We start from the raw sequence: 24412 nt of genomic DNA, 5'->3' as shown, positions 1-24412 counted from the left end.
GGACGGGGTGTTCCGCGACGGGGAAACGGGCCTCTCACAATGGTCCGTGCGCCTCTTCGCCTCCCGCTGTTATTCTGGAAGAGGCGATGACGGTCACACTTCACGTCTGCATTACCTGCCGTGCCGGCGAGACGCTTGGCGAAGGCGACGTCACGCCGGGCAAGCGGTTGCATGGCGCGATCCTGGACGCCGGCGTGCCCGACGGCGTCAATGTGGTTCCGGTCGAATGCCTCTCTGCCTGTAGCCAGGGCTGCTCGGTCGCGCTGAGTGCGCCGGGTCGCTGGTCCTATGTCTATGGCCGCCTGTCGGAGACGAATGCGCGCGACGTGGTCGCGGGCGCTGCGGCGTATGCGGCCGCGCCCGACGGCCTCGTGCCCTGGCGCAGCCGTCCCGAAATCTTCCGCAAGCAGTCGCTTGCCCGCATTCCCCCCCTTGCCGTCGTGCCGGAGGCCGCCGAATGAATTCGCTCGCAAAAGTCCCGGTCACTGTGATCACCGGTTTTCTCGGCTCCGGCAAGACGACGCTGATCCAGCATCTGCTCGCCAATGCCGGCGGCAAGAAGCTCGCCGTGCTCGTCAACGAGTTCGGCAGCGAGGGCGTCGACGGCGAGATTTTGAAGTCGTGCGCTGCTGCCAATTGCCCGGAGGAGAACATCATCGAGCTCGCCAATGGCTGCATCTGCTGCACCGTCGCTGACGATTTCATTCCGGCCATGGAGCAATTGCTGGCACGCCCCGTGAAGCCCGATCACATCCTGATCGAGACCTCGGGCCTGGCGTTGCCAAAACCGCTGCTGAAGGCCTTTGACTGGCCGGAGATCCGCTCGCGCATCACTGTCGATGGCGTGATTGCGCTGGCCGATGCAGAGGCTGTCGCTGCTGGCCGCTTCGCGCCGGACCCGATTGCAGTCGAAGCGCAGCGCGCGGCGGACGACAATCTCGACCACGAGACGCCGCTGTCGGAAGTGTTCGAGGACCAGATCGCCTGCGCCGACATCGTGCTGCTGACCAAGGCCGATCTTGCCGGCAGCTCAGGGATAGAAGCCGCCAAGGCGGCGATCACCGCCGAGATGCCGCGCCGCGTGCCGATGCTTCCCATCACCGACGGCGCGATCGATGCGCGCGTCATCCTCGGTCTCGGCGCCGCCGCCGAGAGCGATCTTGCCGCGCGTCCCTCGCATCACGACGGCGAGGAGGAGCATGAGCATGACGATTTTGCCTCCGTCGTGATCGACCTGCCGGAAGTTGCCGATATCGATGCGCTGGTCGCCTCCGTTCAGCGCCTAGCGCGCGAGCAGAACGTGCTGCGCGTCAAAGGCTATATCGCAATCGCGGGCAAGCCGATGCGCCTCTTGCTGCAGGCGGTCGGCGAGCGTGTGCGCCACCAGTTCGACAAGCCCTGGGGCGCAGGTGTCAGGCAATCGAAACTCGTCGTGATTGGCGAGCACGGCGATATTGACGAGGCCGCGATCAGGTCAGGGCTAGCAACCTGATGCACGTCGTTTTCCGCGAGAGCCGCGGTCTTGAGGAGACCGCGACGCCAAGGGACATCGGCCAGGACCCGGCCGATCTCGTGGTGCTCTCATATTCGGATTCCGATCTTGCCGCGTTTGCGGCCGGCTGGCGGCGCGGCCGTACCAGCCTGCCGTCGCTGCGGCTCGCAAATCTTGCGGAACTGCGTCATCCGCTCTCGGTCGACACCTATATCGAGCGCACGCTCTCCCATGCGCGTGGCATTCTGGTACGTCTGATCGGCGGTGAATCCTATTGGCCGTATGGTCTCGCGACGCTCCAGCAACTTGCTAAGGACCGCAACATCGTGCTGGCCGTGCTGCCGGCCGACGGCCGTGACGATACGCGGCTCGACGCGTATTCGACCTTGCCGGTCTCGACCCTGCGCCGGCTCAAGGTGCTCTGTGACACGGGCGGCCCGGTCGCGGCCCAAGCCGCGATCGCGCAGCTCGCGCTGGCCTCGGGCCTCTATGCCGGGCCAGTCGTCGGCGAAATGAATGTGCCCGAGACGGGATTTTATGATCCCGCGCGCGGCGTCATTGCTGCGCCGACGGGCGGCGAGGGGAAGCCGCACGCGCTGGTGACGTTCTATCGCTCCTATCTCACCGCTGCGGACACCGGGCCGGTCGATGCCTTGATCGCCGCGCTGCGCGAGAAGGGTTTTGGTGCCTATGGTGTCTTCGTCACCTCGCTGAAAGCCGCGGCCGTCGCCGATTGGCTGCGCGCGCATCTCGCGCGAGATCCTCCTACGGCGATCGTCAATGCGACGGCGTTCTCGGCCGTAGGCGACGATGGCACGACGCCGTTTGACGTAGCCCCGTGTCCGGTGTTCCAGGTTGCGCTCTCGACGGCACGGCGCGAGGATTGGGCTACCTCGCTGCGCGGCCTCTCGCCGGGCGACCTCGCGATGCATGTGGTGCTGCCCGAGGTCGATGGCCGCTTGTTCGCGGGCGTGGTGAGCTTCAAATCCGCTGCGGAGCGCGATCCCGATCTGCAGTTCTCCCATCTTGCGCATCGCGCTGACGAGGAGCGGGTGAAGGCCGTCGCCGCACGGGTTGCGGCCTGGCGGCGGCTCGCCGAGACGCCGGCCGCCAAGAAGCGTCTGGCGATCGTGCTTTCGAACTACCCGGGCCGTCCACACCAGATCGCGCATGCGGTTGGCCTCGATGCGCTGGCGTCCGTCGAGGTCTTGCTGTCCGACCTCGCGGAGACGGGCTTCGATGCCGCGCCAGTTCATGCGCTCGGCGAAACGCTGCTGAGGCAGCAGCTGACCTGGAGCGTCGCTGAGTACCGCACGGCGCTCTCGCGTCTGCCGCAAGCATTGCAGGATGATCTCGCACAAGCTTGGGGTGCGCCGGAGGATGATCCGAGCTGTCGCGACGGTGCGCTCCACTTCGCCGCGATTCGGTGCGGCCAGTCGATCATCGCGGTTCAGCCCGAGCGTGGCGATGCAACCACGCGCGATGTCGACTATCACGATCTCGCCCGCACGCCGCGCCATGCCTATGTTGCGTTCTATCTGTGGCTTCGAGAGCAGGGCTGTGACGCCGTCGTGCATATGGGCGCGCACGGCACGCTGGAATGGCTGCCCGGCAAATCCTTGGCGCTGTCATCGAGCTGTTGGCCGGAAGCCCTGATCGGCGATCTGCCGGTCATCTATCCCTTCATCGTCAATGATCCTGGCGAGGCCGCGCAGGCCAAGCGGCGCATCGGCGCCGTCACGATCGGCCATCTGCCGCCGCCCCTTGCCGCATCCGTCGTCCCGGAGGGCTTGCGCCGGCTCGAACGGCTTCTGGACGAATATTCCACTGCCGATGGTCTTGACCCCGCCCGCCGCCAGCGGTTGATCGCGGCGATCCGCGACGAAGCCCGTGCCGCGGGCCTCGAAGACGATCTTGGCCTCGATGCATCGGCCGCACCAGCCGAAGCGATTCCACGGATCGATCGTTTCGTCTGCGACATCAAGGAAAGCCAGTTCGGTGACGGCCTGCACGTGTTCGGCCGCGGCGCCTGCGGCGACGCGGAGCGGGACGCCCTGCGCGCCGCGCTTGCGGGGCAGCGCATTGCGCCGGGGCCATCGGGCTCGCCCTATCGCGGGCGCCAGGACGTGCTGCCGACCGGGCGCAATCTCTTCGCCGTCGATCCACGCGCGGTGCCGACGCCGTCGGCGCATGCGCAAGGCATCAAGCTCGCGGAAGAGCTGCTGCGCCGTCACTTGCAGGATCATGGCGACTGGCCGAAGGGGCTCGTGGTCGATCTCTGGGGCTCGGCGACGATGCGCACCGCAGGCGAGGAGTTCGCGATGGCGCTGCATCTGGCCGGTCTTGCGCCGCACTGGGACCACGCCTCCGGGCGCGTCACCGGCTACGACATCATCGCGCCGGCCGAGCTCGGCCGCCCCCGCATCGACGTGACGCTGCGCGTATCGGGCCTGTTCCGCGACGTCTTTTCGGGTCTGGCGCAATTGTTCGAGGCTGCGTCCGAGGCGCTCGCAAACCGCGACGAAGAGGGTGAGGAGAATCCCTATCGCCACCGTGCGCCACGCGTCTTTGCGCCGCGGCCCGGACAATACGGCGTCGGCTTGTCAGCGATCCCTGATACCTTCACGCCCGAGACGCGTGATGCCGCCGGGGAAGCGTGGCTGTCGGCATCGTCCTGGGCGTTCTCGGCGGATGGCGCGATCAAGCCTGATCGCGCCGGCATCGAGGCGCGGCTTGCGTCCGCCGATGCCTTCGTCCATGTCCAGGATCTGCCAGAGACCGATCTTCTGCTCGCCGCGGACTATGCTGCGCATGAAGCGGGGGTCGCCGCAGCTGCGGCACATCTCGGCGCGGCAGGACCATCGCTCTATCACATTGACACGACGCGTCCCGAGCAACCGCACGCGCGCTCGCTGGCCGAGGAAATCTCCCGGGTCGTCCGTGCGCGCGCGGCCAATCCCGCCTGGATCGACGGCATGATGCGCCACGGTTTTCGCGGCGCGGCCGAGATCGCCGCGACGCTCGAGCACATGGCCGCCTTCGCGCATCTTGCCGGCGCCGTGCCGCCGCATCTGTTCGATCTCTATTATGACGCGACGCTTGGCAACGCCGACGTCCGCGCTTTCATGGCGCGCGAAAATCCGGCGGCGGTCGCAGCAATGGAGACGTGCTTCACGCGATTGCATGACGCCTCGCTCTGGCGGACGCGCCGCAATTCGATCGCCGCTGCGTTGAAGGAGGCCTCATGAGCGCTTCCGCGGTCAAGGGCTGGTGTCCCGGCGCGCTGCGGCCGATGCAATCGGGCGACGGGCTCGTGGTCCGCGTGCGCCCGTTCGGCGGTCGCCTTGAAGCGGCACAGGCTTCCGGCCTTGCTGATCTGGCCGAACGCTTCGGCAATGGTCTCCTCGACGTGACGAGCCGCGCCAACCTCCAGATCAGAGGTGTCAGGGACGAAGGCCACGGTCCGCTGCTCGACGGCCTTGCGCGACTGGCGCTGCTCGATCCCGATGCCGATATCGAATCCCGGCGCAACATCCTGGTGACGCCGTTCTGGAACGAGGGCGACGACACGCAGGCGCTCGCCGCCGAGCTCGAAGAGGCGCTTGCCGACAGCGCGCTCAAATTGCCCACAAAATTCGGCTTCGCCATCGATGACGGGACCTCGCGCGTGCTCGCCGGCGACTCCGCCGACGTGCGCATCGAGCGCGATCGTGCGGGCCGGCTTCTCGTGCGCGCCGATGGTGCGAGCTTCGGTCGTTCCGTCGGACGCGGAGACGTCGTGAGCACGGCGCTCGCGCTCGCAGACTGGTTCATTACCTCCGGCGGGGTCCGCAGCGGGCGAGGGCGCATGGCGGCCCACATCGCTTCCGGTGCGGCATTGCCGGGGACCTTGCGCGGCGAGACCGAACCTGCCTCCGTGATGGCTGCGCTGCAGCCCGGACATTATCCGCAGGGCGCCATGGTCGGGGTCGCATTCGGGCAGATGCTGCATACGACGCTGCATGAATTCGCCGGTTGCGGACATGCTCTGCGCATGACGCCATGGCGGATGGTCTTGAGCGAGGGCAAGCGTGCGATGCCGAACGGGGCGGGTCTCATCACCGAACCCTACGATCCCGCGCTGCGCGTCATCGCCTGCAGCGGCGCCCCACGCTGCCGCGAGGCGCATGCCGACACCCGCGCGCTCGCCGCCGCGCTCGCGCCGCGCATTGCACCCGATACGCGGCTTCATGTCTCTGGCTGCGCCAAGGGCTGTGCGCATTCCGGCGCCACCGCGGTGACGCTGGTTGCGACCGGTGCCGGATTCGATCTCGTGCGCGGTGGATCGGCCCGCGATGAGCCCGCTCTGCGCGGCCTGAACCGCGATGACATCGTCAGCGATCCCTCCATTCTGGTGGGAGGGCACTGATGCCGCACAGTTACGAGACCGACGGCGCGGCGATCTACCGGCAGTCCTTTGCGACCATCCGCGCCGAGGCTGATCTTGCGCGCTTCTCGCCGGACGAGGAGCAGGTCGTGGTGCGGATGATCCACGCCGCCGGCATGGTCGGCCTTGAGGCGCATATCCGCTTCACGCCCGGCATGGTGGCCGCTGCGCGCGCGGCCTTGCAGAATGGCGCGTCGATCCTGTGCGACGCGCGCATGGTCTCGGAAGGAATCACGCGCGCAAGACTTCCTGCGGCCAACCCGATCATCTGCACACTCGGTGATGCCACCGTGCCGGCGCTGGCGCAGTCCATGCGCAACACGCGCTCGGCTGCGGCGCTGGAGCTGTGGAGGCCACATCTGGGCGGCGCGATCATCGCGATCGGCAATGCGCCGACTGCGTTGTTTCATCTCCTCAACATGCTGGAGGACCGCGACTGCCCGCGGCCCGCGGCGATCATCGGCTGTCCGGTCGGCTTCGTCGGTGCCGCCGAATCCAAGGCCGCGCTGATGGCCGATCCGCCGGCACCTGCGCTGACGGTCGAAGGCCGCCTCGGCGGTTCCGCGATCACGGTTGCCGCCGTGAACGCGCTGGCGAGCGGGAGCGAATAGTCATGGGACGCATCATCTGCTGCGGTCTCGGCCCCGGCGATCCCGATTTGATGAGCGTGCGCGCCGACCGCATGGTGCGCGGTGCCAGGCACGTCGCCTATTTCCGCAAGAAGGGAAGGCCGGGTCAGGCGCGCCGCATCGTCGAGGGCATGCTTGCTGCCGACATCACCGAATACCCCATGGAATATCCCGTTACGACCGAGATCGCCTTCGACAGCCCCGGCTATGTCCATCTGCTCGCCGGCTTCTATGACGAATGGGCCGAGCGCCTGGCGCGGCTTTCGCGCGCGGTCGACGTCGTCGTGCTCTGCGAGGGTGATCCCTACTTCTACGGCTCTTTCATGCATCTGCATACGCGCCTGCAAGGCCGCGTCGAGATCGAGGTGATCGCGGGCATTCCCGGCATGGTCGGCTGCTGGAACGGCGTGGGACAGCCGATTGCGCTCGGCGACGATGTGACGACGGTGCTGATGGGGACGCTTGGCGAAGACGAACTCGAGCGGCGCATGCGCAATTCCGATGCACTCATCATCATGAAGACCGGCCGCAATCTTGCAAAGGTGCGCCGCGCGCTTGCATCCGCCGGACGGCTGGACGATGCCTGGCTGGTCGAGCGCGGCACCATGCCCGGCGAGCGCATCGCGCGGCTCGCCGAGGTCGATGCCGCCGATTGTCCCTATTTCGCGATCGTGCTGGTGCACGGCAAGGGCCGGCACCTGGACGCCGCCGAATGACGGGCACGCTGACTATCGCAGGGCTCGGCCCTGGCAGCGACGCGCTGGTGACGCCGGAAGTCTCCGCCGCGCTCGCGGCCGCGACCGACATTCTCGGCTATGCGCCTTATGTCGCCCGCGTCCCGCCGCGACCGGGGCTTGCACTGCACCCGTCGGACAATCGCGAAGAGCTGCAGCGCGCAAGCGAAGCCTTGCGGCTTGCCTCGGAAGGCGGCCAGGTGGTCGTCGTCTCCTCCGGTGATCCCGGTGTGTTCGCGATGGCCTCTGCCGTGTTCGAGGCGCTCGAGCAGGCACCGCAATGGCGGGAGCTGCCTATTCGCGTGCTGCCCGGCATCACCGCCATGCTGGCGGCGGCTGCCCGCGCCGGCGCGCCGCTCGGCCATGATTTCTGTGCGATCAATCTCTCCGACAATCTGAAGCCCTGGGCGGTGATCGAGAAGCGCCTGCGGCTTGCGGCGGAGGCCGATTTTGTCATTGCGATGTACAATCCGCGTTCGGCGAGCCGCGCGGAGGGATTTGGCCGCGCGCTTGCGGTGCTGAAGGAGTCCGGTTGCGGCGAGCGCCTGATGATCTTTGCCCGCTCGATCAGCGCGCCCGATGAAAAGATCGAGACCGTCGCTCTGAACGAAGCGACACCCGAGATGGCCGACATGCGCACGCTGGTGATCGTGGGCAATTCGCAGACCCGCCGCGTCGGCCGCTGGGTCTATGCGCCGAGGCAGGTCCGATGACCGAGCCACTGCATGACCTCGGAAACGCTCTCCACCCGCAACCGCTCGGGCAGGTTTGGTCGCGAGATCATGATCACGGGCAGGCCGAGCATGCGGGCCGCATCGATCTTGGCGCGCGCACCGTCTCCGCCGGAATTACGGGCAACGATCCAAGTGATCCCGCGCTCCCGCATCATCTCCAGCTCGCTATGAAGCGTGAACGGCCCGCGCGACACGATCACGTGGGCCGGAAAGGGCAGGGTTGTTTCGGGGGGATCGACGAAACGCAGCGTGTAGCGATGCTGCGGCGTCATCGTAAATGGCGCGATGTGTTGGCGGCCGATGGCGAGGAACACTTTGGCCGGCCTTTCGGGCAGCGTTGCGACGGCGGCGTTGACGTCGACGACCTCGATCCAGTTGTCGCCAGGCGCTTTGGTCCAGGGCGCTCGCTCCAGCGCAATCAATGGCGTGCCCGTCTCCGCGCAGGCTTCGACCGCATTGCGGCTCATCTCCGCCGCGAATGGGTGGGTCGCGTCGACCACATGCGTGATGCCTTCATGACGAAGGTATTCGGCAAGCCTGCCCACGCCGCCGAAGCCGCCGATGCGGGTCGGCAGCGGCTGATCGGCAGGCGCGCGGGTGCGACCGCCATAGGAATAGACGGCCTTGATGCCCGCGCGCGCGATCGCCGCAGCCAGCAGGCTCGCATCGGCTGTTCCGCCCAGAACGAGGGCGCGCATCATGGCTGATCCCTGGCTGACCATCATCGGTATCGGCGAAGATGGCCTTGCCGGGCTGTCCGAAGCAAGCCGAAAGGCGCTTGCCAAGGCAGAAACCGTCTTCGGCGGCGAGCGCCATCTCGCGCTTGCGCAAGTTGGCAGCCGCGGCCGTCCGTGGCCGGTGCCGTTCGATGCAGATATCGTGCTGAGCTGCCGCGGCCGGCCGACGGTGGTGCTCGCCTCAGGCGATCCGTTCTGGCATGGCGCCGGCGCAAGTCTTGCCGACAAGCTGCAGGCTGGCGAGTGGATTGCGCACTCCGCGCCGTCGACGTTCTCGCTCGTCGCTGCGCGGCTCGGCTGGCGTCTGGAATCCGTGATCTGTCTTGGACTTCACGCTGCGCCATTCGAACGTCTCGTGCAGCATCTGGCGCGCGGGGCGCGGATCATCTGTCTCGTGCGTAATGGCAAAGCGGCCGGCGATCTCGCGAACTGGCTGACCGAGCGCGGCTGGGGCCCTTCCGCATTCTGGACTCTCGCCGCGCTTGGCGGGCCGAATGAAAGCGTCAGAGAGTATCGCGCTGAGAGCTTTACGCGCGCTTCGTCCGGAAATCTCACTGCGGTTGCGCTGGAGACGAAGGGAGGGCAGGGGCTGTCTCGCGGTTCGGGCCTGCCGGACGATCTCTTCGCTCACGACGGCCAGATCACCAAGCGGCCGATGCGCGCCTTTGCGCTCTCGGCGCTGGCGCCGTGTCCCGGCAGGACGCTGTGGGACATCGGCGCCGGTTCGGGCTCGATCTCGATCGAGTGGGCGCTGTGCGGCGGAACGGCGGTGGCCATTGAGGCGCGTGATGATCGGGCTGCCAACATCCGCAGCAACGCGGCCGCGTTCGGACTGGAGCATCGGATCAAGGTCATCGCGGGCGAAGCACCCGATGCTGTGACAGCGCTGGACGCGCCGGACGCTGTCTTCGTCGGCGGCGGCCTCGATGGCGCGATGTTTGACGCCATCTGGTCGCGGCTGGCGCCTGGGGCGCGGCTCGTCGCGCATGCGGTGACGCTGGAGACAGAGGCGCTGCTCGGCGAGCTGCATCAGCGCCACGGCGGCGAGCTGATGCGCGTCGAGATCGCGCATGCAAGTCCACTCGGTCGCTACCGCTCCTGGGAAGCGGCGCGGCCGGTGGTGCAATGGAGTGTGGTCCGATGAAAGTTGCCGGGCTCGGATTCAAGAACGACGTGACGCTGGCTTCACTGCGCGAGGCGCTGCTGGCGGCCGGCGGTCCCGAAGGCCTTGCGGCAGTGGCGACCGTCAGCGACAAGGCCGAGGCCGAAGCGCTGAAGCAGCTCGCGCGTGAATGCGGCGTGCCGATCAAGGCGGTTCCGGTGCACATGCTCGCGGGCATCGACACGCCGACGCAATCGGAGTTCATCGCGGAAAAGTTCGGCACGGGATCGGTTGCCGAAGCCGCGGCGCTCGCAGTGGCCGGCCCTCGCGCGCGGCTGATTGCGACACGCGTTGTCTCGCAGGATCGCACCGCGACCGCCGCGATTGCGGAAGGAGACGGCTTATGACCGTGCATTTCATCGGGGCCGGCCCGGGCGCGCCCGATTTGCTGACGTTGCGCGGCCGCGACCTGATCGCCGCCTCTCCGCTGTGTCTCTATGCCGGCTCGCTTGTGCCGGAGGGTGTGCTGGCGCATTGCCCGCCGGGCGCGCGGATCGTCAACACCGCGCCGCTGTCGCTCGACGAGATCATCGCCGAGATCGCCGCCGCGCATGCGGGCGGCAAAGACGTCGCCCGTCTGCATTCCGGCGATCTCTCGATCTGGTCGGCGATGGGCGAGCAGCTCCGCCGCCTGCGCGCGCTCGGCATCCCCTATTCGGTCACGCCGGGCGTGCCGTCCTTCTCGGCTGCTGCCGCTGCGCTGGAGGCCGAGCTGACGCTACCGGGCCTTGCCCAGACCGTGGTGCTGACGCGCACGCCGGGCCGGGCCAGCGCCATGCCCGAGGGCGAGAAGCTTGCCGCATTCGCCGCGACCGGCGCGGTGCTCGCGATCCACCTGTCGATCCACCTGCTCGACAAGCTCATCGCCGAGCTGACGCCGCATTACGGCGCAGACTGCCCGGTCGCGATCGTCTGGCGCGCGAGCTGGCCGGACCAGCGCATCGTGCGCGCCACACTGGCAACGCTCGATGCGGCTGTAGGCAGCGAGATGGAGCGCACCGGGCTGGTCCTGGTCGGCAGGACGCTGAATGCCACGGATTTTGACGAGAGCCGCCTCTATGCCGCCGACTATGATCGCCGCTATCGGCCGGTTGGCGCCGAGCCCCGCTTCCCGGAGGCGCCCTGATGGCGGCAGGTCTCGTCATCTCCGCACCGGCCTCAGGCGTCGGCAAGACCACGCTGACGCTGGCGCTCGCCCGCGCTTGGCGCAATCGCGGCTTGAACGTGCAGTGCTTCAAGAGCGGGCCCGACTATATCGATCCCGCCTTTCACGCTGCGGCGACGGGACGGGCCTCCGTCAATATCGATAGCTGGGCAATGGATCGCGGGGCGATCGCGCATCTCGTCAGCCGCGGCGCGGATGCCGACGTCGTGCTCGCGGAGGGCTCGATGGGCCTGTTCGACGGCGTCGCCGCGCGCGGCGTCTCCGGCACCGGCGCCACCGCAGACATCGCCGAGATGCTGGGCTGGCCCGTGCTGCTGGTGATCGATCCCTCTGGCCAAGCGCAGACCGCGGCAGCGATTGCCGCGGGCCTTCGCGACTACCGCCCTGGCGTGCGCCTTGCCGGCGTCGTGCTCAATCGTGTCGCCAGCCCACGCCACGAAGATCTCGTGCGTCGCGCGCTGAGAGACGCCGGCATCGCCGTGTTCGGCGTATTGCCACGCCATGCCGAGATTAGCCTGCCAAAGCGGCATCTCGGCCTGGTGCAGGCCGAGGAGCAGACCGGGATCGGCAAGCTGATCGACGAGGCCGCGCGCTTCGTTGCCGAGCATGTCGATCTCGATGCGGTGCTGCGGGCGGCCGCCAATTGGTCGCCGCAGGCAGCGAGCAATGATTTGAACGTCACGCCGCCCGGGCAGCGCATTGCGCTCGCCCGCGATGCGGCGTTCTCCTTCGTCTATCCGCACATGCTGGAGGCCTGGCGCGCGGCCGGCGCCGAGATCGTGCCGTTCTCGCCGCTGGCCGACGAATCGCCCGACGCGAGCGCCGATGTCTGCTGGCTGCCCGGCGGCTATCCCGAGCTTCATGCCGGCAAGATCGCGGCCAACGCACGCTTTCGCAGCGGCGTGCGGTCCTTCGCCGAGACACGGCCGGTCCACGGCGAATGCGGAGGCTATATGGTGCTAGGAACTGCTTTGACCGATGCCGATGGCGTGCGCCATGAGATGGCGGGGCTGCTCGGCCTGGAGACCAGCTTTGCCAAGCGCCGCATGCATCTGGGCTATCGTCTCGCCGAACTGGACACGCCGATGCCGGGGCACCGGGCAGGCGCACGCCTGCGCGGCCACGAGTTCCATTATTCGACGATCATCGCCCAGCCCGACACGCCGCTGGCCGTGGTCCACGATGCAACCGGCGCGGTCATTGCCGAGACCGGCTCGCGGCGGGGCCAAGCCACCGGCACGTTCTTCCATCTGATTGCGGAGGACCGGTGAGCGGTTTTGTCAGTTTCGTCTCCGCCGGCCCCGGCGACCCAGAACTCCTCACGGTGAAGGGGACTGCACGGCTGCGCGAGGCCGACGTCGTGCTCTATGATGATCTTGCCTCCGGCGCGATCCTCGATCTCGCCCGTCCCGGCGCCAATCTCGTCGCGGTGGGCAAACGGGCAGGGCGGCCCTCCACCAAGCAGCACCACGTCAACCGCCTTTTGGTTGACTACGCCGCAACTGGCGCGCGCGTGGTGCGGCTGAAGTCTGGCGACGCCGGCATTTTCGGCCGGCTCGAGGAGGAGCTCGAGACGCTGCGCGAGGCCGGCATCGGCTACGAGATCATTCCCGGCGTCACATCCGCCTGCGTCGCCGCCGCGCAAGCCGGCATCCCCCTGACCCGGCGCCACACCTCGCGGCGGGTGCAGTTCGTGACCGGGGCTGACGTCACCGGCGAACTGCCGCAAAACCTGAATTGGGTGGCGCTGGCAGATCCGGAGGCAACCACCGTGGTTTATATGGGCCGGCGCACCTTTCCGGCCCTTGCCGCAAAATTGATCGAGCATGGCCTGGCCGCAAATACGCCGGCGCTGTTTGCGGAATCTCTTGGCCGTTCCGACGAGCGGCTGGTCCGCACCACCATTGTCGAGCTTGCCGAGCAGCTTGCGCGCGGCGGCGCCGCTTCCACCGCCGCCGTCATCCTGTTCGGGGCGCTGGCAGGAGACGATCTGTCATGATGGCCGCGGCCGCCGTTCGCCCCTTGACGCCCGGCTCGCGAAAGGGGCACACAGGAGAGGCATGGTGCTCGACGCGGCGCAAAGCGCCGGAGCATAATCGGGAATGGGGGCGGGCGGACCCAGTTGCGGCGCCCAAATCCCCAGCCGCCCCCGCGACTGTAAGCGGTGAGGGGCTCCGATCAGCCACTGGGCCGCAAGGCTCGGGAAGGCCGGAGAACCCCAGTGAACCGCGAGCCAGGAGACCGGCCCTGCACGTTTTGAGGCCAAGGCCGTCGGGTGTGACGGCAGGAAGGATCTGAGCCATGCATATCGAACCCGGAATCGTGACGGGCGCCAAGCTCGTGTTGAGTTACGCAACCGGCATCGCCGCAGGCGGCGTTGCCTTGAAGCTCGCGGTCGACACCGTGCGCGAGCAGGGCATCGGCTCGTTCGCGACGCGCACGCTCGCCACCACCGGCCTCGTCTTCAGCTTCTTCCAGGTGCTGCCGCACTTCCCCGTCGGCGTCTCCGAGGTGCACTTCATCCTCGGCTCGACGCTGTTCCTGCTGTTCGGTGCTGCGCCCGCCGCCTTCGGCCTTGCGTTCGGCCTGCTGCTCCAGGGCGTCTTCTTCGTGCCGACCGACCTGCCGCAATACGGCATGAACATCACCACGCTCCTGGTGCCGCTGTTCGCGATTCAGGCGTTGGCCACGCGGATCATTCCGCGCAACACGGCTTACGTCGATCTGCAATACCGTCAGGCGCTGGCGCTCTCGACCGCCTATCAGTCCGGCATCGTCGCCTGGGTGGCGTTCTGGGCGCTCTATGGCTCCGGCTTCGGCGCGACCAACCTCGCCAACATCGCGGCGTTTGCGGCATCCTATGCGCTGGTCATCGTGATCGAACCGCTCGCCGATCTCGCGGTGCTGGCGCTGGCGAAGTCGCTGCGCGGTGTCACTGCGCCCGGCCTCGTCACGCCGCGCCTGCATAACGGCGCTTGAGAGACAAGCGAAGGGCGGCCGGTGCGGCCGCCCTTCGCGCTCGCGATGCTCACGCTTTCCCTGATAGGCATCGGTTGCGGCGATCCCGGGCAGCTCACGCGCGCCGCGGCCCGTGCCATCAACGCTGCCGACATCGTCCTGATCCCGCGCAAGGGGCCGGCGAAATCCGATCTGGCGGATCTCAGGCGGACGATCTGCGCGGACGTGCTCACCAGCGCGAGCACGCGCATCGCCGAGTTCGACTTGCCAGTGCGGGACACGACTGAGGCGGACTACCAAAAGGGCGTGGACGATTGGCACGATGCGGTGGCGGCAACCTGGTCGCAAACCATCGCAAATCATCTCGACGGCGAGGGCAAGGTCGCGCTGCTGATCTGGGGCGATCCTTCGCTGTACGATTCCTCGCTCCGCATTGCGCGGCGGCTCGATCCGTTACCGACGATCGAGGTCGTGCCCGGCATTACTTCGATCCAGGCGCTGTGCGCCGCGCATGCGCTGCCGCTCAACGACATCGGTGAGCCATTCCTGGTCACGACGGGGCGGCGCTTGCGCGAAGGCGGCTGGCCACAAGGAGTCGATACCATCGCGGTGATGCTCGACGGCGGCACGGCGTTCGAGTCGCTCGCTCCGGAAAGTCTGCAGATCTGGTGGGGTGCCTATCTCGGCATGCCCAACCAGATCGTCATGTCCGGCGCGTTGGCCGAAGTCGGCCCGCGCATCGTCGCACTTCGGCAGGAAGCGCGCGAGCGGCATGGCTGGATCATGGACAGCTACATTCTCAAGCGCACGCGTTAAGCGAGGCTGCATGCTCCCCGAATGGGTCTACCAAGAGTGTCCCGAAATCTCCGCGATGCACCGCGAGGCAGCGATCGCGCGGCAGACGCAGTTGACAAAACCGACCGGCGCGCTCGGCCGGCTTGAGCAACTGGCGATCGAGCTTGCGGGCCTGCAAGCGACGGAATCTCCTCGCGCCGCGCGCGTGCCGATCATCGTCTTCGCCGGCGATCACGGCATCGTTGCGCAGGGTGTGTCGGCCTATCCTCAAGCTGTGACCATCGCAATGATGGCGAATTTTGCGTCCGGTGGCGCCGCGATCTCAGTGCTGGCGCGTGAGCTTGGCTCCAGCCTGGAGGTGGTCGACGCCGGCACGCTGGCGCAGGAACAGATGGCGGGCGTCGTCACCGACAAGCCGCGGAGCGGCACGCGCGATTTCAGCGAGGAAGCTGCACTTGAGCCGGCGGAACTGGCATTCGCCTTCGCGGCCGGCCAGCGCGCGGTTGCGCGCGCGGAAGTCGGCCGGCCTGATCTGGTGATCTTCGGCGAGATGGGCATTGGCAACACCACGGTCTCGGCGGCCATTGCGGCGAGTCTGCTCGGCATCAGCGCCGAGGAAATCGCGGGCAGCGGCACCGGAATCGACGCGGCCGGCCGCGCGCACAAGGCGCGGGTGATCGATGCCGCGATTGCGCGCCACGGTATTGCGGGGGCTTCGCCCGAACACATCTTGTGTGCCGTCGGCGGTCTCGAGATCGCGGCGATCTGCGGCGCTATCATCGCGGCGGCGCAACGCCGCCTTCCCGTATTGATCGACGGATTCATCGTGTCGGTCGCGGCGCTGGTGGCGGTGCAGATCAACCCATCGTGCCGGCCGTTCCTGCTGCCGTCGCATCAATCGGCGGAGCAGGGGCATCGGCTGGTGCTGCGTGCGCTGAACGTGCAGCCGCTGATCAGCCTCGATCTCCGGCTCGGTGAGGGCTCCGGCGCTGCGATCGCGTTGCCGCTGGTGCGGTCGGCTTGCGCGCTCCACAACGGGATGGCGACTTTTGCGCAAGCCAATGTGCCGGATCGCCCGGCCTGATCGGGCTCAGGCCATCCGCTGATTGACGGAGACGACGCGCCACCCAGTGGCGAGCCGGTCGATCCGGGTGAGCGACAGCGGATCGATCACGAAGCGCAAGGCGGCGTGCGGCGTCAGATCCAGCGCGATGCACAGCGCGGCGCGGATCGTGCCGGAATGCACGACGAGCGTTGCGGAGCCCGCGCCGATCCGCGAGAGCCCAAGCCGGACGCGCGCGACCTGATCCGCAAAGCTCTCGCCGCCCGGCGGACGTCCGCGCGCCGGATCGCTCCAGAATTGCGCATAGGCCTCGTCCCCGGCCGCGCCGATCTCGTCATGCCGACGGCCGGTCCATGCGCCGAAATCCTGTTCCCCGAATTCGGGGATCAGCTCGGGCGCGAGTCCCAGCGCATGCGCGGTCTCGATCGTGCGCCGCGCTGGGCTCGCATGGCTCGCCGCGCCTCTCGGCAGAGACTGCCGCAGTGCCTCTAGCTGCGCGCGATCGCGAAGATCGGCCGGGGCATCGGCGGCATGGATCGTCCCTGTGACGCCATCGACCGGCGCATGCCGTATCAGCCAGAGGAAGGTCTCGCCTTCCATGCTCGTCTCCAAGGAAGTTGGTTGCTGTGGCAATAACGCCGCAGCTTGCACATTGACTCCGTCTTGATCGTAATCCTAGATGCTGGCGACGGTTTCCCCGAGAGGGGATGAAAAGGGAATGCGGTGCGGGGAATTCGTCCCCAATGCCGCGGCTGCCCCCGCAACTGTAAGCGGTGAATCCTTCGTCAGAAGCCACTGGGTCCTCGGTCCCGGGAAGGCGACGAAGCGGTCACGACCCGCGAGCCAGGAGACCTGCCGTCAGCCGTGGTCACACGCGAAGATGTCGGTCGGGGAGTACAGACATTCGGCTTCATCGAAGGGCTGACAGGCCAAAGGTGAGACCTCGTTCGCTGTGACGTGCCACTGACGTCATACCGAGGTTTCGAAAACCGTGTCTTGTCTCCTTTTTGTACGACCGCACCGCTTCCTGCTTGCCTCCGCGGCGCTTACGTCACTGGCCGCCGTCGATGTATCTGCCGCCCGGGCGCAGCAGGTCCGCGAGTCGCTGCCGCCGGTCGAGGTGTCGCCCGCCCAATCCCGCAAGCAGGCCAAGCCGGCGGGCCGGGAGGCGCAGGGCACACGCCGTGCAACGGCGCGCAGGCCAGCGACTGCATCCGCAGCGCCCAAGCCTGTCGTGCCGGCCGCCGCGGCACCAACGCCGCTCAACAGCAATGCTGTGGCTGAAAGCGCCTCGCGGCTCGGCCTCACCGTGCGTGAAACGCCGGCGACCGCCGAAGTCATCTCGGCCGAGACGATGCGCGAGCAGAGCTATCGCACTGTCTCCGAAGTGGCGCAGGGCGCGGTCGGCGTCACCTCCGGCGACAATCCGGCTGAACCTTCAGCCTTCTCCATGCGCGGCTTCACCAACAGCCAGATCAACACGCTCTACAACGGCATCAAGATCGGTCCGCAGAACATGACCTCGCGGATCGTAGACACCGCCAATCTGGAGGCCGTTGAATTCCTGAAAGGTCCGGCCTCGCTGATTTCAGGCGAGGGCGCTGCCGGCGGCGCCATCAACTTCGTCACCAAGCAGCCGCATACAGGACCGGTCCGGAACGAGGCTGATTTCTCTTGGGATTCCCTGAACTCGTTCCGCGTCCACTATGGCTCGGGTGGCAGCACCAACGTGCAGGGCCTGGACTATCGCGTCGACATCAGCCGTTCCACCCTCAACGGCTTTGCCGACGACACCAACGTCAAGACGTTCGGCACGTCCGGCCAGCTCAATTACCGCATCTCGGACAGTCTCAAGATCTGGGGCGCAATCGAATACAGGGAGGACCGCTCCAAAGCCTATTGGGGCGCGCCGCTGGTGCCGATCGCCTTCAGCGGCTCGCACGCGACGACGGGGATCGTCTCCGGCAATTACGTCTCCAACTACAACGGAAGCAATCTCGGCGCCGTCACCATTGACGACCGCACCTTCAACACCAATTACAACGTCCTCGACAATCGCAACGCCGCCCAGGAGGTGTGGCTGCGCGGTGGCTTCGAGCTGAAGCTCGCGCCGGACCTGACGCTGAAGAGCCAGGCATATGGCTACGGTGCAGAACGGACCTGGTTCAACAACGAGATCGAGGCGTTCAATTCCACGACGAACATGGTCGATCGTGAACGCTTCTATGTCGCGCACAGCCAGCGGCTGGTGGGCAACATCACCGACCTGATCTGGGACACGAACATTGCAGGCTTCGACAACCGGCTGGTCACGACGTTGTCGTCAAGCTATCTCGACTTCGTCAGGCCGGGTGCGGCAAACTTCCCAGGCGATTCCGTTTCGCTGGTCAATCCCGACCGCGGCTTTTACGGCCCGCTCACGATCCAGCAGCAAACCGCGCGCATCGACAATGAGGCGCTGTCGTTCGAGGACCGGCTGAAGCTGACACGTACCTTCGCACTGGTCGGCGGCCTGCGCGTCGAGCATATCGGGCTCGACCGCAACTCGACCGATAAGAACGGCCTGGAGAAGGCTGGCTTTCCGTTCACGAAAGACTGGGCGCCGGTCACCGGTCGCATCGGCTACACCTGGGAGGCCGTGCCCGGCCTGACCTTCTTCAGCCAGTACGCCACCGGCGCTGATATCTCCGCCAACAACATCTTTCTGCTCGGGCCGACCCAGCCGCTCGAACTGACGACCGCGCGCACTTATGAGACCGGCGTCAAGCATCTGTTCTGGGACAACAGGGCGGAGTGGTCTTTTTCCGCCTACGACATTGTGCGCAAGAACGTCTACGCCGCGGCCGGCGGCATGCAGTTGAATATCGCCGGACGGCAGGAGTCGAAGGGCGTGGAACTCGCGGCGTCCGTGCGCCCGATCGAGCCCCTGCGTCTCTGGGGCAACATCGCCTTTGTCGATGCGCGCTATGCCGACTACAATTTTGCCGGCGGCTCATTCTCCGGCAACACGCCGCCGAACGTGCCGCGCATCGTGGCCAACGCCGGCGCTTCGTATCGCTTCTTCACGCCCTGGCCGGTGGAGCTCGGCATCACCGGCCGTCACGTCGGCGACCGTTACAACACCGATGCCAACGTGGTGACGATGAAGGCCTACACTGTGGCCGACGTCTATGCCTTCGTCGACATTCCCAAGACGGTGTTCAATGCGGTCGACCAGGCTCGCCTGACCTTCCGTGTGCGCAATATAACCGACAAGCGGTATGCGATCTGGGGCGATCCGTTCTACCCCGACCAAATCCTGCTCGGCGCGCCGCGGACCTACGAAATCTCCGCGGCGTTCAAATGGTGAGGTGTTAGACGGATGATGAGTGCGATCGTCCTGCTGCACCGCTGGCTCGGGATCGCCTTCTGCCTGCTGTTCGCGATGTGGTTCGCGACCGGGATCGTGATGCACTTCGTTCCGTTCCCGTCGTTGACGGAGGCGGAGCGATTTGCCGGACTCGTGCCGCTGGATCGCGAAGAGACGAGAATACCGGTTGCCGGCGCCGCTGCCGCGAGCGGGATCGCGGATGCCACGCGCGTTCGGCTGATCCAGCGAAGCGACGGCGCGGTTTACATCGTCTCGGGTCCATCGCGTCAGCGCGCAATCCGCGCGGCCGACGGGAACGACGCGTCGGTGAAATCCGCCGATCTCGCACTGGCTATTGCGCAGGCTCATGCGCGCCCGCGCGAGATCGATGCCTCGCATGCGAGGATTGTCGGCCGTGCGGATGTCGATCAGTGGAGCGTACCGAACGGATTCGATCGCCATCGACCCTTGTTGCGCGTGGCCCTCGGCGATGCCGCCGGGACGGAAGTCTACGTCTCGTCGCTCACCGGTGAGATCGTCCTGGATACGACGCGGCGCGAGCGAGGCTGGAATCTTGTCGGCAGTGTGCTGCACTGGATCTATCCGACCGTTCTGAGAAGCGACTGGGCGCTATGGGATCGGCTGGTGTGGTCGCTATCGCTGCTGGCTCTGATCGCGGCTGTACTTGGTACGGTGCTCGGGATTGTGCGGATCAGGATTGGCAAGAGGCAGATCTCGTCGCCTTACCGTGGCTGGCACGCCTTGCATCACTTGATCGGCTTGGCAGCGACAGTCTTCGTGCTGACCTGGATCTTCAGCGGCTGGCTCTCGATGGATCACGGCCGACTGTTCTCGCGCGGGCAGTTGACCACCACTGAGGCCGGCCTGGTGAACGCAGCGCCGGATTGGCGGGATGCTTCATCGCTCGATCGGTGGCCAATATCTGCCTTGGCTCGCGAGGTCGAATGGTTCGCCTTCAACGGCAATGTCTATCGGCGCGATCGGGTGGCGCTCGGCCGTCAGACGTTGATCAGGACAGGGGATGCGCCGCGCGATGGACCGCGGGGATTCCTTGACGTGCACGAGATTCAGGGGCTGACCGGGCGCTTTGCAGACGGCTGCGCTCCACCATCCGTCCTTCCTGACAACGACGGCTACCCCGCCCGATCCATGATGCCGGGTGCACCGGTCTACCGCTCGTTGTGCGGCGAGAACTGGTTCGACGTCGATGGCGCCGACGGCGCCGTGCTGCAAAGATTGGATCCGTCGCGGCGCGCCTACCGCTGGCTTTACGGCGCACTGCACACGCTCGACTTCCCGGTCCTGCTCTCGCATCCGCGGCTGCGCGACGTCGTGACCGTCGGGCTCTGTGCCCTCGGGCTGGTGTTCTCCATCACCGGCATTGTCATCGGCTGGCGGCGCTTGCGGTCCTCGCTGGCAGCCTGAATTAAGGCGCAAGGGCGGCTCGATACGGCAGGGATCAGCAGATCAGCGATACGCGGGCGGCGCACGATACGCCGTGCTGATCGCGGCGGCGCCTGCCAGGACGCGCGAAGTCCGATCCAAATCCCGCTGGCGAAGGTGGGGTTAGTGGCATACCATTTGCACGCCAATGGGCTCTGGTTTCACCTGCCCGTGGCCAATGATGGCCGGCATCACGGCAATACTGGGAGGACTTCATGGATCGCAGGACCGTATTGAAGGGACTGGCTGGTGCGGGCGGTCTGGCATTGACGGGCGGCCTTTCGGCCCCCGCCCTGTCGCAAGGTGCGGCGCGCACCCTGCGCTTCGTGCCGCAGGCAAACCTCGCCAATTTCGATCCGATCTGGGGCACTCAATATGTCGTGCGCAACGCTGCAGCGATGGTCTGGGACACGCTCTACGGCATCGATTCCTCGCTTCAGCCGCAGCGGCAAATGGTCGAGTCCGAGGAAGTGACGGACGACGGTACGACCTGGACGTTTCGCTTAAGGCCTGGCCTCAAGTTCCACGACGGCGAGCCGGTGCTGAGCAAGGACGTCGTCGCGAGCCTTTCCCGCTGGGCGGCCCGCGATCCGATGGGCCTCATGATCAAGGCGCTCCAGCAGGAACTCACCGCCGTTGACGACCGCACCTTCAAATGGGTGCTGAAGCAGCCCTATCCGAAGATGCTTTACGCGCTGGCAAAGAACAATTCGCCTTGCTCCTTCATCATGCCGGAGCGCATCGCGCAGACCGATCCGTTCAAGCAGATCACGGATTACGTCGGCTCCGGTCCGATGAAGTTCGCCAAGGGCGAGTGGGTGCCCGGCGCGAAAGCGGTGTTCGAGAAGTTCGCCGACTACGTGCCGCGGCAGGAGAAGGCATCCTGGCTTGCCGGCGGCAAGCAGATCCTGGTCGATCGCGTGGAGTGGGTGGTGATGCCGGATCCGGCCACCGCGGCCGCCGCGTTGCAGAACGGCGAGGTCGACTGGTGGGAGAGCCCGATCGCCGACCTCGTTCCGGTCCTGAAGAAAAACAAGAATATCAGCGTCGACATCGGCGATCCCCTTGGCAATATCGGCTCGTTCCGCATGAATCACCTCTTTGCGCCCTTCAACGATGTGCGGGCGCGCCGTGCCGTGCTGATGGCGCTGAGCCAGGAAGATTATATGCGCGCGATCGTCGGCGACGACACTGCGCTCTGGAAGCCGCTCCCCGGCTTCTTCACGCCGAATACGCCGCTCTACAGCGAAGCAGGTGGCGAGATCCTGAAAGGCAAGCGTGATTTCGATGCGGCCAAGAAGCTGCTCGCCGAGAGCGGCTATTCCGGCCAGCCGGTGACCTGCCTGGTCGCGCAGGATCAGCCGATCACGAAGGCGCAAGGAGACGTCACGGCGGACCTCCTGAAGAAGCTCGGCATGAATGTCGACTTCGTTGCCACCGATTGGGGCACGGTCGGCTCGCGCCGTGCGCAGAAGACGCCGCCCGGCCAGGGCGGCTGGAACATGTTCCACACCTGGCATGCGGGTGCGGATTGCATCAATCCGGCCCCCTACACCGCCATTCGCGCCAATGGCGACAAGGCCTGGTTCGGCTGGCCGAGCAGCCCCGGCACCGAAAAGGAGGTCACGGCCTGGTTCGACGCCAAGAACATCGATGAGGAGAAGGCTGCGGTCGCCCGCCTCAACAAGGCGGCGCTCGAGGACGTCGTCTATGCGCCGACAGGATTCTTCCTGAGCTACACGGCGTGGCGCAAGAACGTCTCCGGCATCACCAAGGGGCCGCTGCCGTTCTTCTGGGGCGTGTCGAAGTCCGCATGATCCTGCGTTGAGGCCAGATGCTCTCGTACATCCTCCGTCGCATCGTCGCAACACTTCCGGTGATGGCGATCGTCGCGCTGTTCGTGTTCAGCCTGCTCTACATCGCGCCCGGTGATCCCGCCGTGGTGATCGCGGGCGATCAGGCGAGCCCGGAGGATGTCGAGCGCATCCGCCAGAGCCTCGGCCTCGATCGGCCCTTCCTGGTCCAGTTCGGAAGCTGGGTCTGGCGTATCCTGCACGGCGATCTCGGCACCTCGATCTTCACCAATCTGCCCGTGTCGGCGCTGATCGGCCAGCGCCTCGGACCGACGCTGTCACTGATGATGGTCACCCTGCTGCTCACAATCGTGGTCGCGGTGCCGCTCGGCGTGGTGGCGGCGTGGAAGGCTGGCAGCCTGATCGACCGCGTGATCATGGGCTTTGCCGTGTTCGGCTTCTCGCTGCCCGTCTTCGTGGTCGGCTACATGCTCGCCTACGTCTTCGCGCTCGAGTTGGAATGGCTGCCGGTGCAGGGGTATACGCCGCTCGCGCAAGGCTTCTGGCCGTGGCTCGAGAACCTGATCCTGCCGGCGATCGCGCTCGGCTGCGTCTACATTGCGCTGATCGCGCGCATCACCCGCGCCACCATGCTCGAAGTCTTGCAGCAGGATTATATTCGCACCGCCCGCGCCAAGGGCCTCGGGCAGGGGGGCATCCTGTTCGTTCACGCGCTGAAGAACGCGGCGGTTCCGATCGTGACCGTGATCGGAATCGGCATCGCACTCCTGATCGGCGGCGCGGTGGTCACGGAGAGTGTGTTCGCGATCCCCGGTCTCGGCCGCCTCACGATCGACGCGATCTTGCGCCGCGACTATCCCGTCATCCAGGGTATCGTGCTGCTGTTCAGCTTCGTCTACGTCCTCGTCAATCTGATGATCGACGTCATCTACACGCTCGTTGACCCGAGGATCCGCTATTGACCGATACCACCGTCAATCCGCAATCGCTTCCCGCTGGCTTCGTCGTCGCGCCACAACTACCCGAGATCCTGCGACCGGTCAGGATCCGGCTCGGTTTCATCGGGTTCTTGCGCGGCCATCCGACAGTCGCGATCGGCGGCGCGCTGCTGCTGACCCTGGTCCTGATCGCGATCTTTGCGCCATATCTCGGAACAGTCGACCCGACCGCGCTCGCGCCGGCCAAGCGCACGCGGGCGCCGTCGGCCGATTTCTGGTTCGGCACCGACGTGCTCGGCCGCGACATCTATTCGCGCGTGCTGTTTGGCGCGCGGGTCTCGCTCACGGTCGGGCTTTCAGTTGCGATCTTCGCATCCGCGGCCGGCCTTGCCATCGGCATGGTTTCCGGCTTCATCCGCTGGGCCGACGGCATCCTAATGCGCTTCATGGACGGCCTGATGTCGATCCCGCCGATCCTGCTCGCGATCGCGCTGATGGCGCTGACCCGCGGCAGCGTCGGCAACGTCATCCTGGCTATCACCATCGCCGAAATCCCGCGTGTTTCGCGCCTCGTCCGCAGCGTGGTGCTGTCGTTGCGCGAGCAGCCTTATGTGGACGCAGCCGTCGCCTGCGGCACGCGCACGCCGATGATCATCTTGCGCCATATGCTGCCCAACACGGTGGCGCCGATGCTGGTGCAGGCGACCTATATCTGCGCCAGCGCCATGATCACGGAGGCGATCCTGTCCTTCATCGGCGCAGGGACGCCGCCGACTATTCCGTCCTGGGGCAACATCATGGCCGAGGGCCGCGCGCTGTGGCAGGTCAAGCCCTACATCGTGTTCTTTCCGGCTGCATTCCTGTCCGTGACCGTGCTCGCCGTGAACCTGCTTGGCGACGGTCTTCGCGACGCGCTCGATCCGCGCATGGCCAAGAGCCTTTGAAGAGGGGC

General features: G+C 66.5%; 22 protein-coding genes and 2 riboswitches. Of the genes, 20 read left to right on the top strand and 2 right to left on the bottom strand.

Annotation, left to right across the window (positions count from 1 at the left end):
- Nucleotides 1-86: 86 nt before the first annotated feature.
- From IVA92_RS12590 to cobJ, 7 genes are read left to right on the top strand one after another with little or no spacing between them, the layout of a single operon-like run.
- Complete coding sequence (locus tag IVA92_RS12590) at nt 87-461, top strand: DUF1636 domain-containing protein (RefSeq protein WP_247278193.1); 375 nt, start codon at nt 87-89, stop codon at nt 459-461.
- The gene (gene cobW / locus IVA92_RS12585) at nt 458-1492 is read left to right on the top strand and encodes a cobalamin biosynthesis protein CobW (RefSeq protein ID WP_247278192.1); all 1035 of its coding nucleotides are present in this window, start codon (nt 458-460) and stop codon (nt 1490-1492) included. The genes IVA92_RS12590 and cobW overlap by 4 nt, the downstream gene beginning before the upstream one ends.
- Nucleotides 1492-4740 (top strand): cobaltochelatase subunit CobN, encoded by a 3249-nt coding sequence (gene cobN / locus IVA92_RS12580; RefSeq protein ID WP_247278191.1) that lies wholly within the window; start codon nt 1492-1494, stop codon nt 4738-4740. The genes cobW and cobN overlap by 1 nt, the downstream gene beginning before the upstream one ends.
- On the top strand, nt 4737-5900 hold the full coding sequence (gene cobG, locus IVA92_RS12575; protein WP_247278190.1) for a precorrin-3B synthase: 1164 nt from the start codon (nt 4737-4739) through the stop codon (nt 5898-5900). The genes cobN and cobG overlap by 4 nt, the downstream gene beginning before the upstream one ends.
- Nucleotides 5900-6529, top strand: coding sequence for a precorrin-8X methylmutase (locus tag IVA92_RS12570; protein ID WP_247278189.1), 630 nt, complete (start codon nt 5900-5902; stop codon nt 6527-6529). The genes cobG and IVA92_RS12570 overlap by 1 nt, the downstream gene beginning before the upstream one ends.
- Nucleotides 6530-6531: 2 nt before the next feature.
- Nucleotides 6532-7263, top strand: a complete 732-nt coding sequence (locus tag IVA92_RS12565; RefSeq protein ID WP_247278188.1) for a precorrin-2 C(20)-methyltransferase — start codon at nt 6532-6534, stop codon at nt 7261-7263.
- Nucleotides 7260-7994 (top strand): precorrin-3B C(17)-methyltransferase, encoded by a 735-nt coding sequence (gene cobJ, locus IVA92_RS12560; RefSeq protein WP_247278187.1) that lies wholly within the window; start codon nt 7260-7262, stop codon nt 7992-7994. The genes IVA92_RS12565 and cobJ overlap by 4 nt, the downstream gene beginning before the upstream one ends.
- On the opposite strand, the gene IVA92_RS12555 is transcribed toward cobJ, so the two are convergent.
- A complete protein-coding gene (locus IVA92_RS12555; protein WP_247278186.1) occupies nt 7970-8716 on the bottom strand; it encodes a cobalt-precorrin-6A reductase in 747 nt (248 codons plus the stop codon). The genes cobJ and IVA92_RS12555 overlap by 25 nt on opposite strands.
- On the opposite strand from IVA92_RS12555, the gene cbiE reads away from it, so the two are divergent.
- The 8 genes from cbiE to cobT all read left to right on the top strand — a co-directional run bounded on the left by cbiE (nt 8715) and on the right by cobT (nt 15916).
- Nucleotides 8715-9896 carry a precorrin-6y C5,15-methyltransferase (decarboxylating) subunit CbiE gene (cbiE, locus tag IVA92_RS12550; protein ID WP_247278185.1) on the top strand — a complete coding sequence of 394 codons (1182 nt, stop codon included), beginning with the start codon at nt 8715-8717 and terminating at the stop codon, nt 9894-9896. The genes IVA92_RS12555 and cbiE overlap by 2 nt on opposite strands.
- On the top strand, nt 9893-10261 hold the full coding sequence (locus IVA92_RS12545) for a cobalamin biosynthesis protein (RefSeq protein WP_247278184.1): 369 nt from the start codon (nt 9893-9895) through the stop codon (nt 10259-10261). Before cbiE ends, IVA92_RS12545 begins: the two co-directional genes overlap by 4 nt.
- Nucleotides 10258-11040 carry a precorrin-4 C(11)-methyltransferase gene (cobM, locus tag IVA92_RS12540; RefSeq protein WP_247278183.1) on the top strand — a complete coding sequence of 261 codons (783 nt, stop codon included), beginning with the start codon at nt 10258-10260 and terminating at the stop codon, nt 11038-11040. The genes IVA92_RS12545 and cobM overlap by 4 nt, the downstream gene beginning before the upstream one ends.
- Nucleotides 11040-12350 (top strand): cobyrinate a,c-diamide synthase, encoded by a 1311-nt coding sequence (locus tag IVA92_RS12535; RefSeq protein ID WP_247278182.1) that lies wholly within the window; start codon nt 11040-11042, stop codon nt 12348-12350. Before cobM ends, IVA92_RS12535 begins: the two co-directional genes overlap by 1 nt.
- Complete coding sequence (cobA, locus tag IVA92_RS12530; protein WP_247278181.1) at nt 12347-13078, top strand: uroporphyrinogen-III C-methyltransferase; 732 nt, start codon at nt 12347-12349, stop codon at nt 13076-13078. Before IVA92_RS12535 ends, cobA begins: the two co-directional genes overlap by 4 nt.
- A 45-nt stretch (nt 13079-13123) precedes the next feature.
- Nucleotides 13124-13344, top strand: a riboswitch (cobalamin riboswitch).
- A gap of 36 nt (nt 13345-13380) precedes the next feature.
- Nucleotides 13381-14058: an energy-coupling factor ABC transporter permease gene (locus tag IVA92_RS12525; protein WP_247278180.1), complete on the top strand. Its 678-nt coding sequence runs from the start codon at nt 13381-13383 to the stop codon at nt 14056-14058.
- Between the two features lie 45 nt (nt 14059-14103).
- On the top strand, nt 14104-14853 hold the full coding sequence (gene cobF / locus IVA92_RS12520) for a precorrin-6A synthase (deacetylating) (protein ID WP_247278179.1): 750 nt from the start codon (nt 14104-14106) through the stop codon (nt 14851-14853).
- Between the two features lie 10 nt (nt 14854-14863).
- Nucleotides 14864-15916, top strand: a complete 1053-nt coding sequence (gene cobT, locus IVA92_RS12515) for a nicotinate-nucleotide--dimethylbenzimidazole phosphoribosyltransferase (RefSeq protein WP_247278178.1) — start codon at nt 14864-14866, stop codon at nt 15914-15916.
- 6 nt (nt 15917-15922) lie between these two features.
- Here the strand turns inward: cobT and IVA92_RS12510 are convergent, their stop codons facing one another.
- Nucleotides 15923-16495: a histidine phosphatase family protein gene (locus tag IVA92_RS12510; protein ID WP_247278177.1), complete on the bottom strand. Its 573-nt coding sequence runs from the start codon at nt 16493-16495 to the stop codon at nt 15923-15925.
- Nucleotides 16496-16567: 72 nt separating this feature from the next.
- A riboswitch (cobalamin riboswitch) is annotated at nt 16568-16770 on the top strand.
- A gap of 116 nt (nt 16771-16886) precedes the next feature.
- Here IVA92_RS12510 and IVA92_RS12505 point away from each other — a divergent pair.
- The 5 genes from IVA92_RS12505 (at nt 16887) to IVA92_RS12485 (ending at nt 24404) form a co-directional block, all read left to right on the top strand.
- Nucleotides 16887-19244 carry a TonB-dependent receptor gene (locus IVA92_RS12505; RefSeq protein ID WP_247278176.1) on the top strand — a complete coding sequence of 786 codons (2358 nt, stop codon included), beginning with the start codon at nt 16887-16889 and terminating at the stop codon, nt 19242-19244.
- A 12-nt stretch (nt 19245-19256) separates the two neighbouring features.
- The gene (locus tag IVA92_RS12500) at nt 19257-20690 is read left to right on the top strand and encodes a PepSY domain-containing protein (protein ID WP_247278175.1); all 1434 of its coding nucleotides are present in this window, start codon (nt 19257-19259) and stop codon (nt 20688-20690) included.
- A 233-nt stretch (nt 20691-20923) separates the two neighbouring features.
- On the top strand, nt 20924-22525 hold the full coding sequence (locus IVA92_RS12495; RefSeq protein WP_247278174.1) for an ABC transporter substrate-binding protein: 1602 nt from the start codon (nt 20924-20926) through the stop codon (nt 22523-22525).
- A gap of 17 nt (nt 22526-22542) precedes the next feature.
- Complete coding sequence (locus tag IVA92_RS12490; protein WP_247278173.1) at nt 22543-23484, top strand: ABC transporter permease; 942 nt, start codon at nt 22543-22545, stop codon at nt 23482-23484.
- Nucleotides 23481-24404, top strand: coding sequence for an ABC transporter permease (locus IVA92_RS12485; RefSeq protein ID WP_247278172.1), 924 nt, complete (start codon nt 23481-23483; stop codon nt 24402-24404). Before IVA92_RS12490 ends, IVA92_RS12485 begins: the two co-directional genes overlap by 4 nt.
- The last annotated feature ends 8 nt before the right edge of the window (nt 24405-24412 follow it).

The sequence above is a fragment of the Bradyrhizobium sp. 154 genome, from assembly GCF_023073875.1.
Lineage (GTDB): Bacteria > Pseudomonadota > Alphaproteobacteria > Rhizobiales > Xanthobacteraceae > Bradyrhizobium.
The sequence above is the reverse complement of the archived record's forward strand: the minus strand, read 5'-3'. Positions and strand labels throughout refer to the sequence as shown.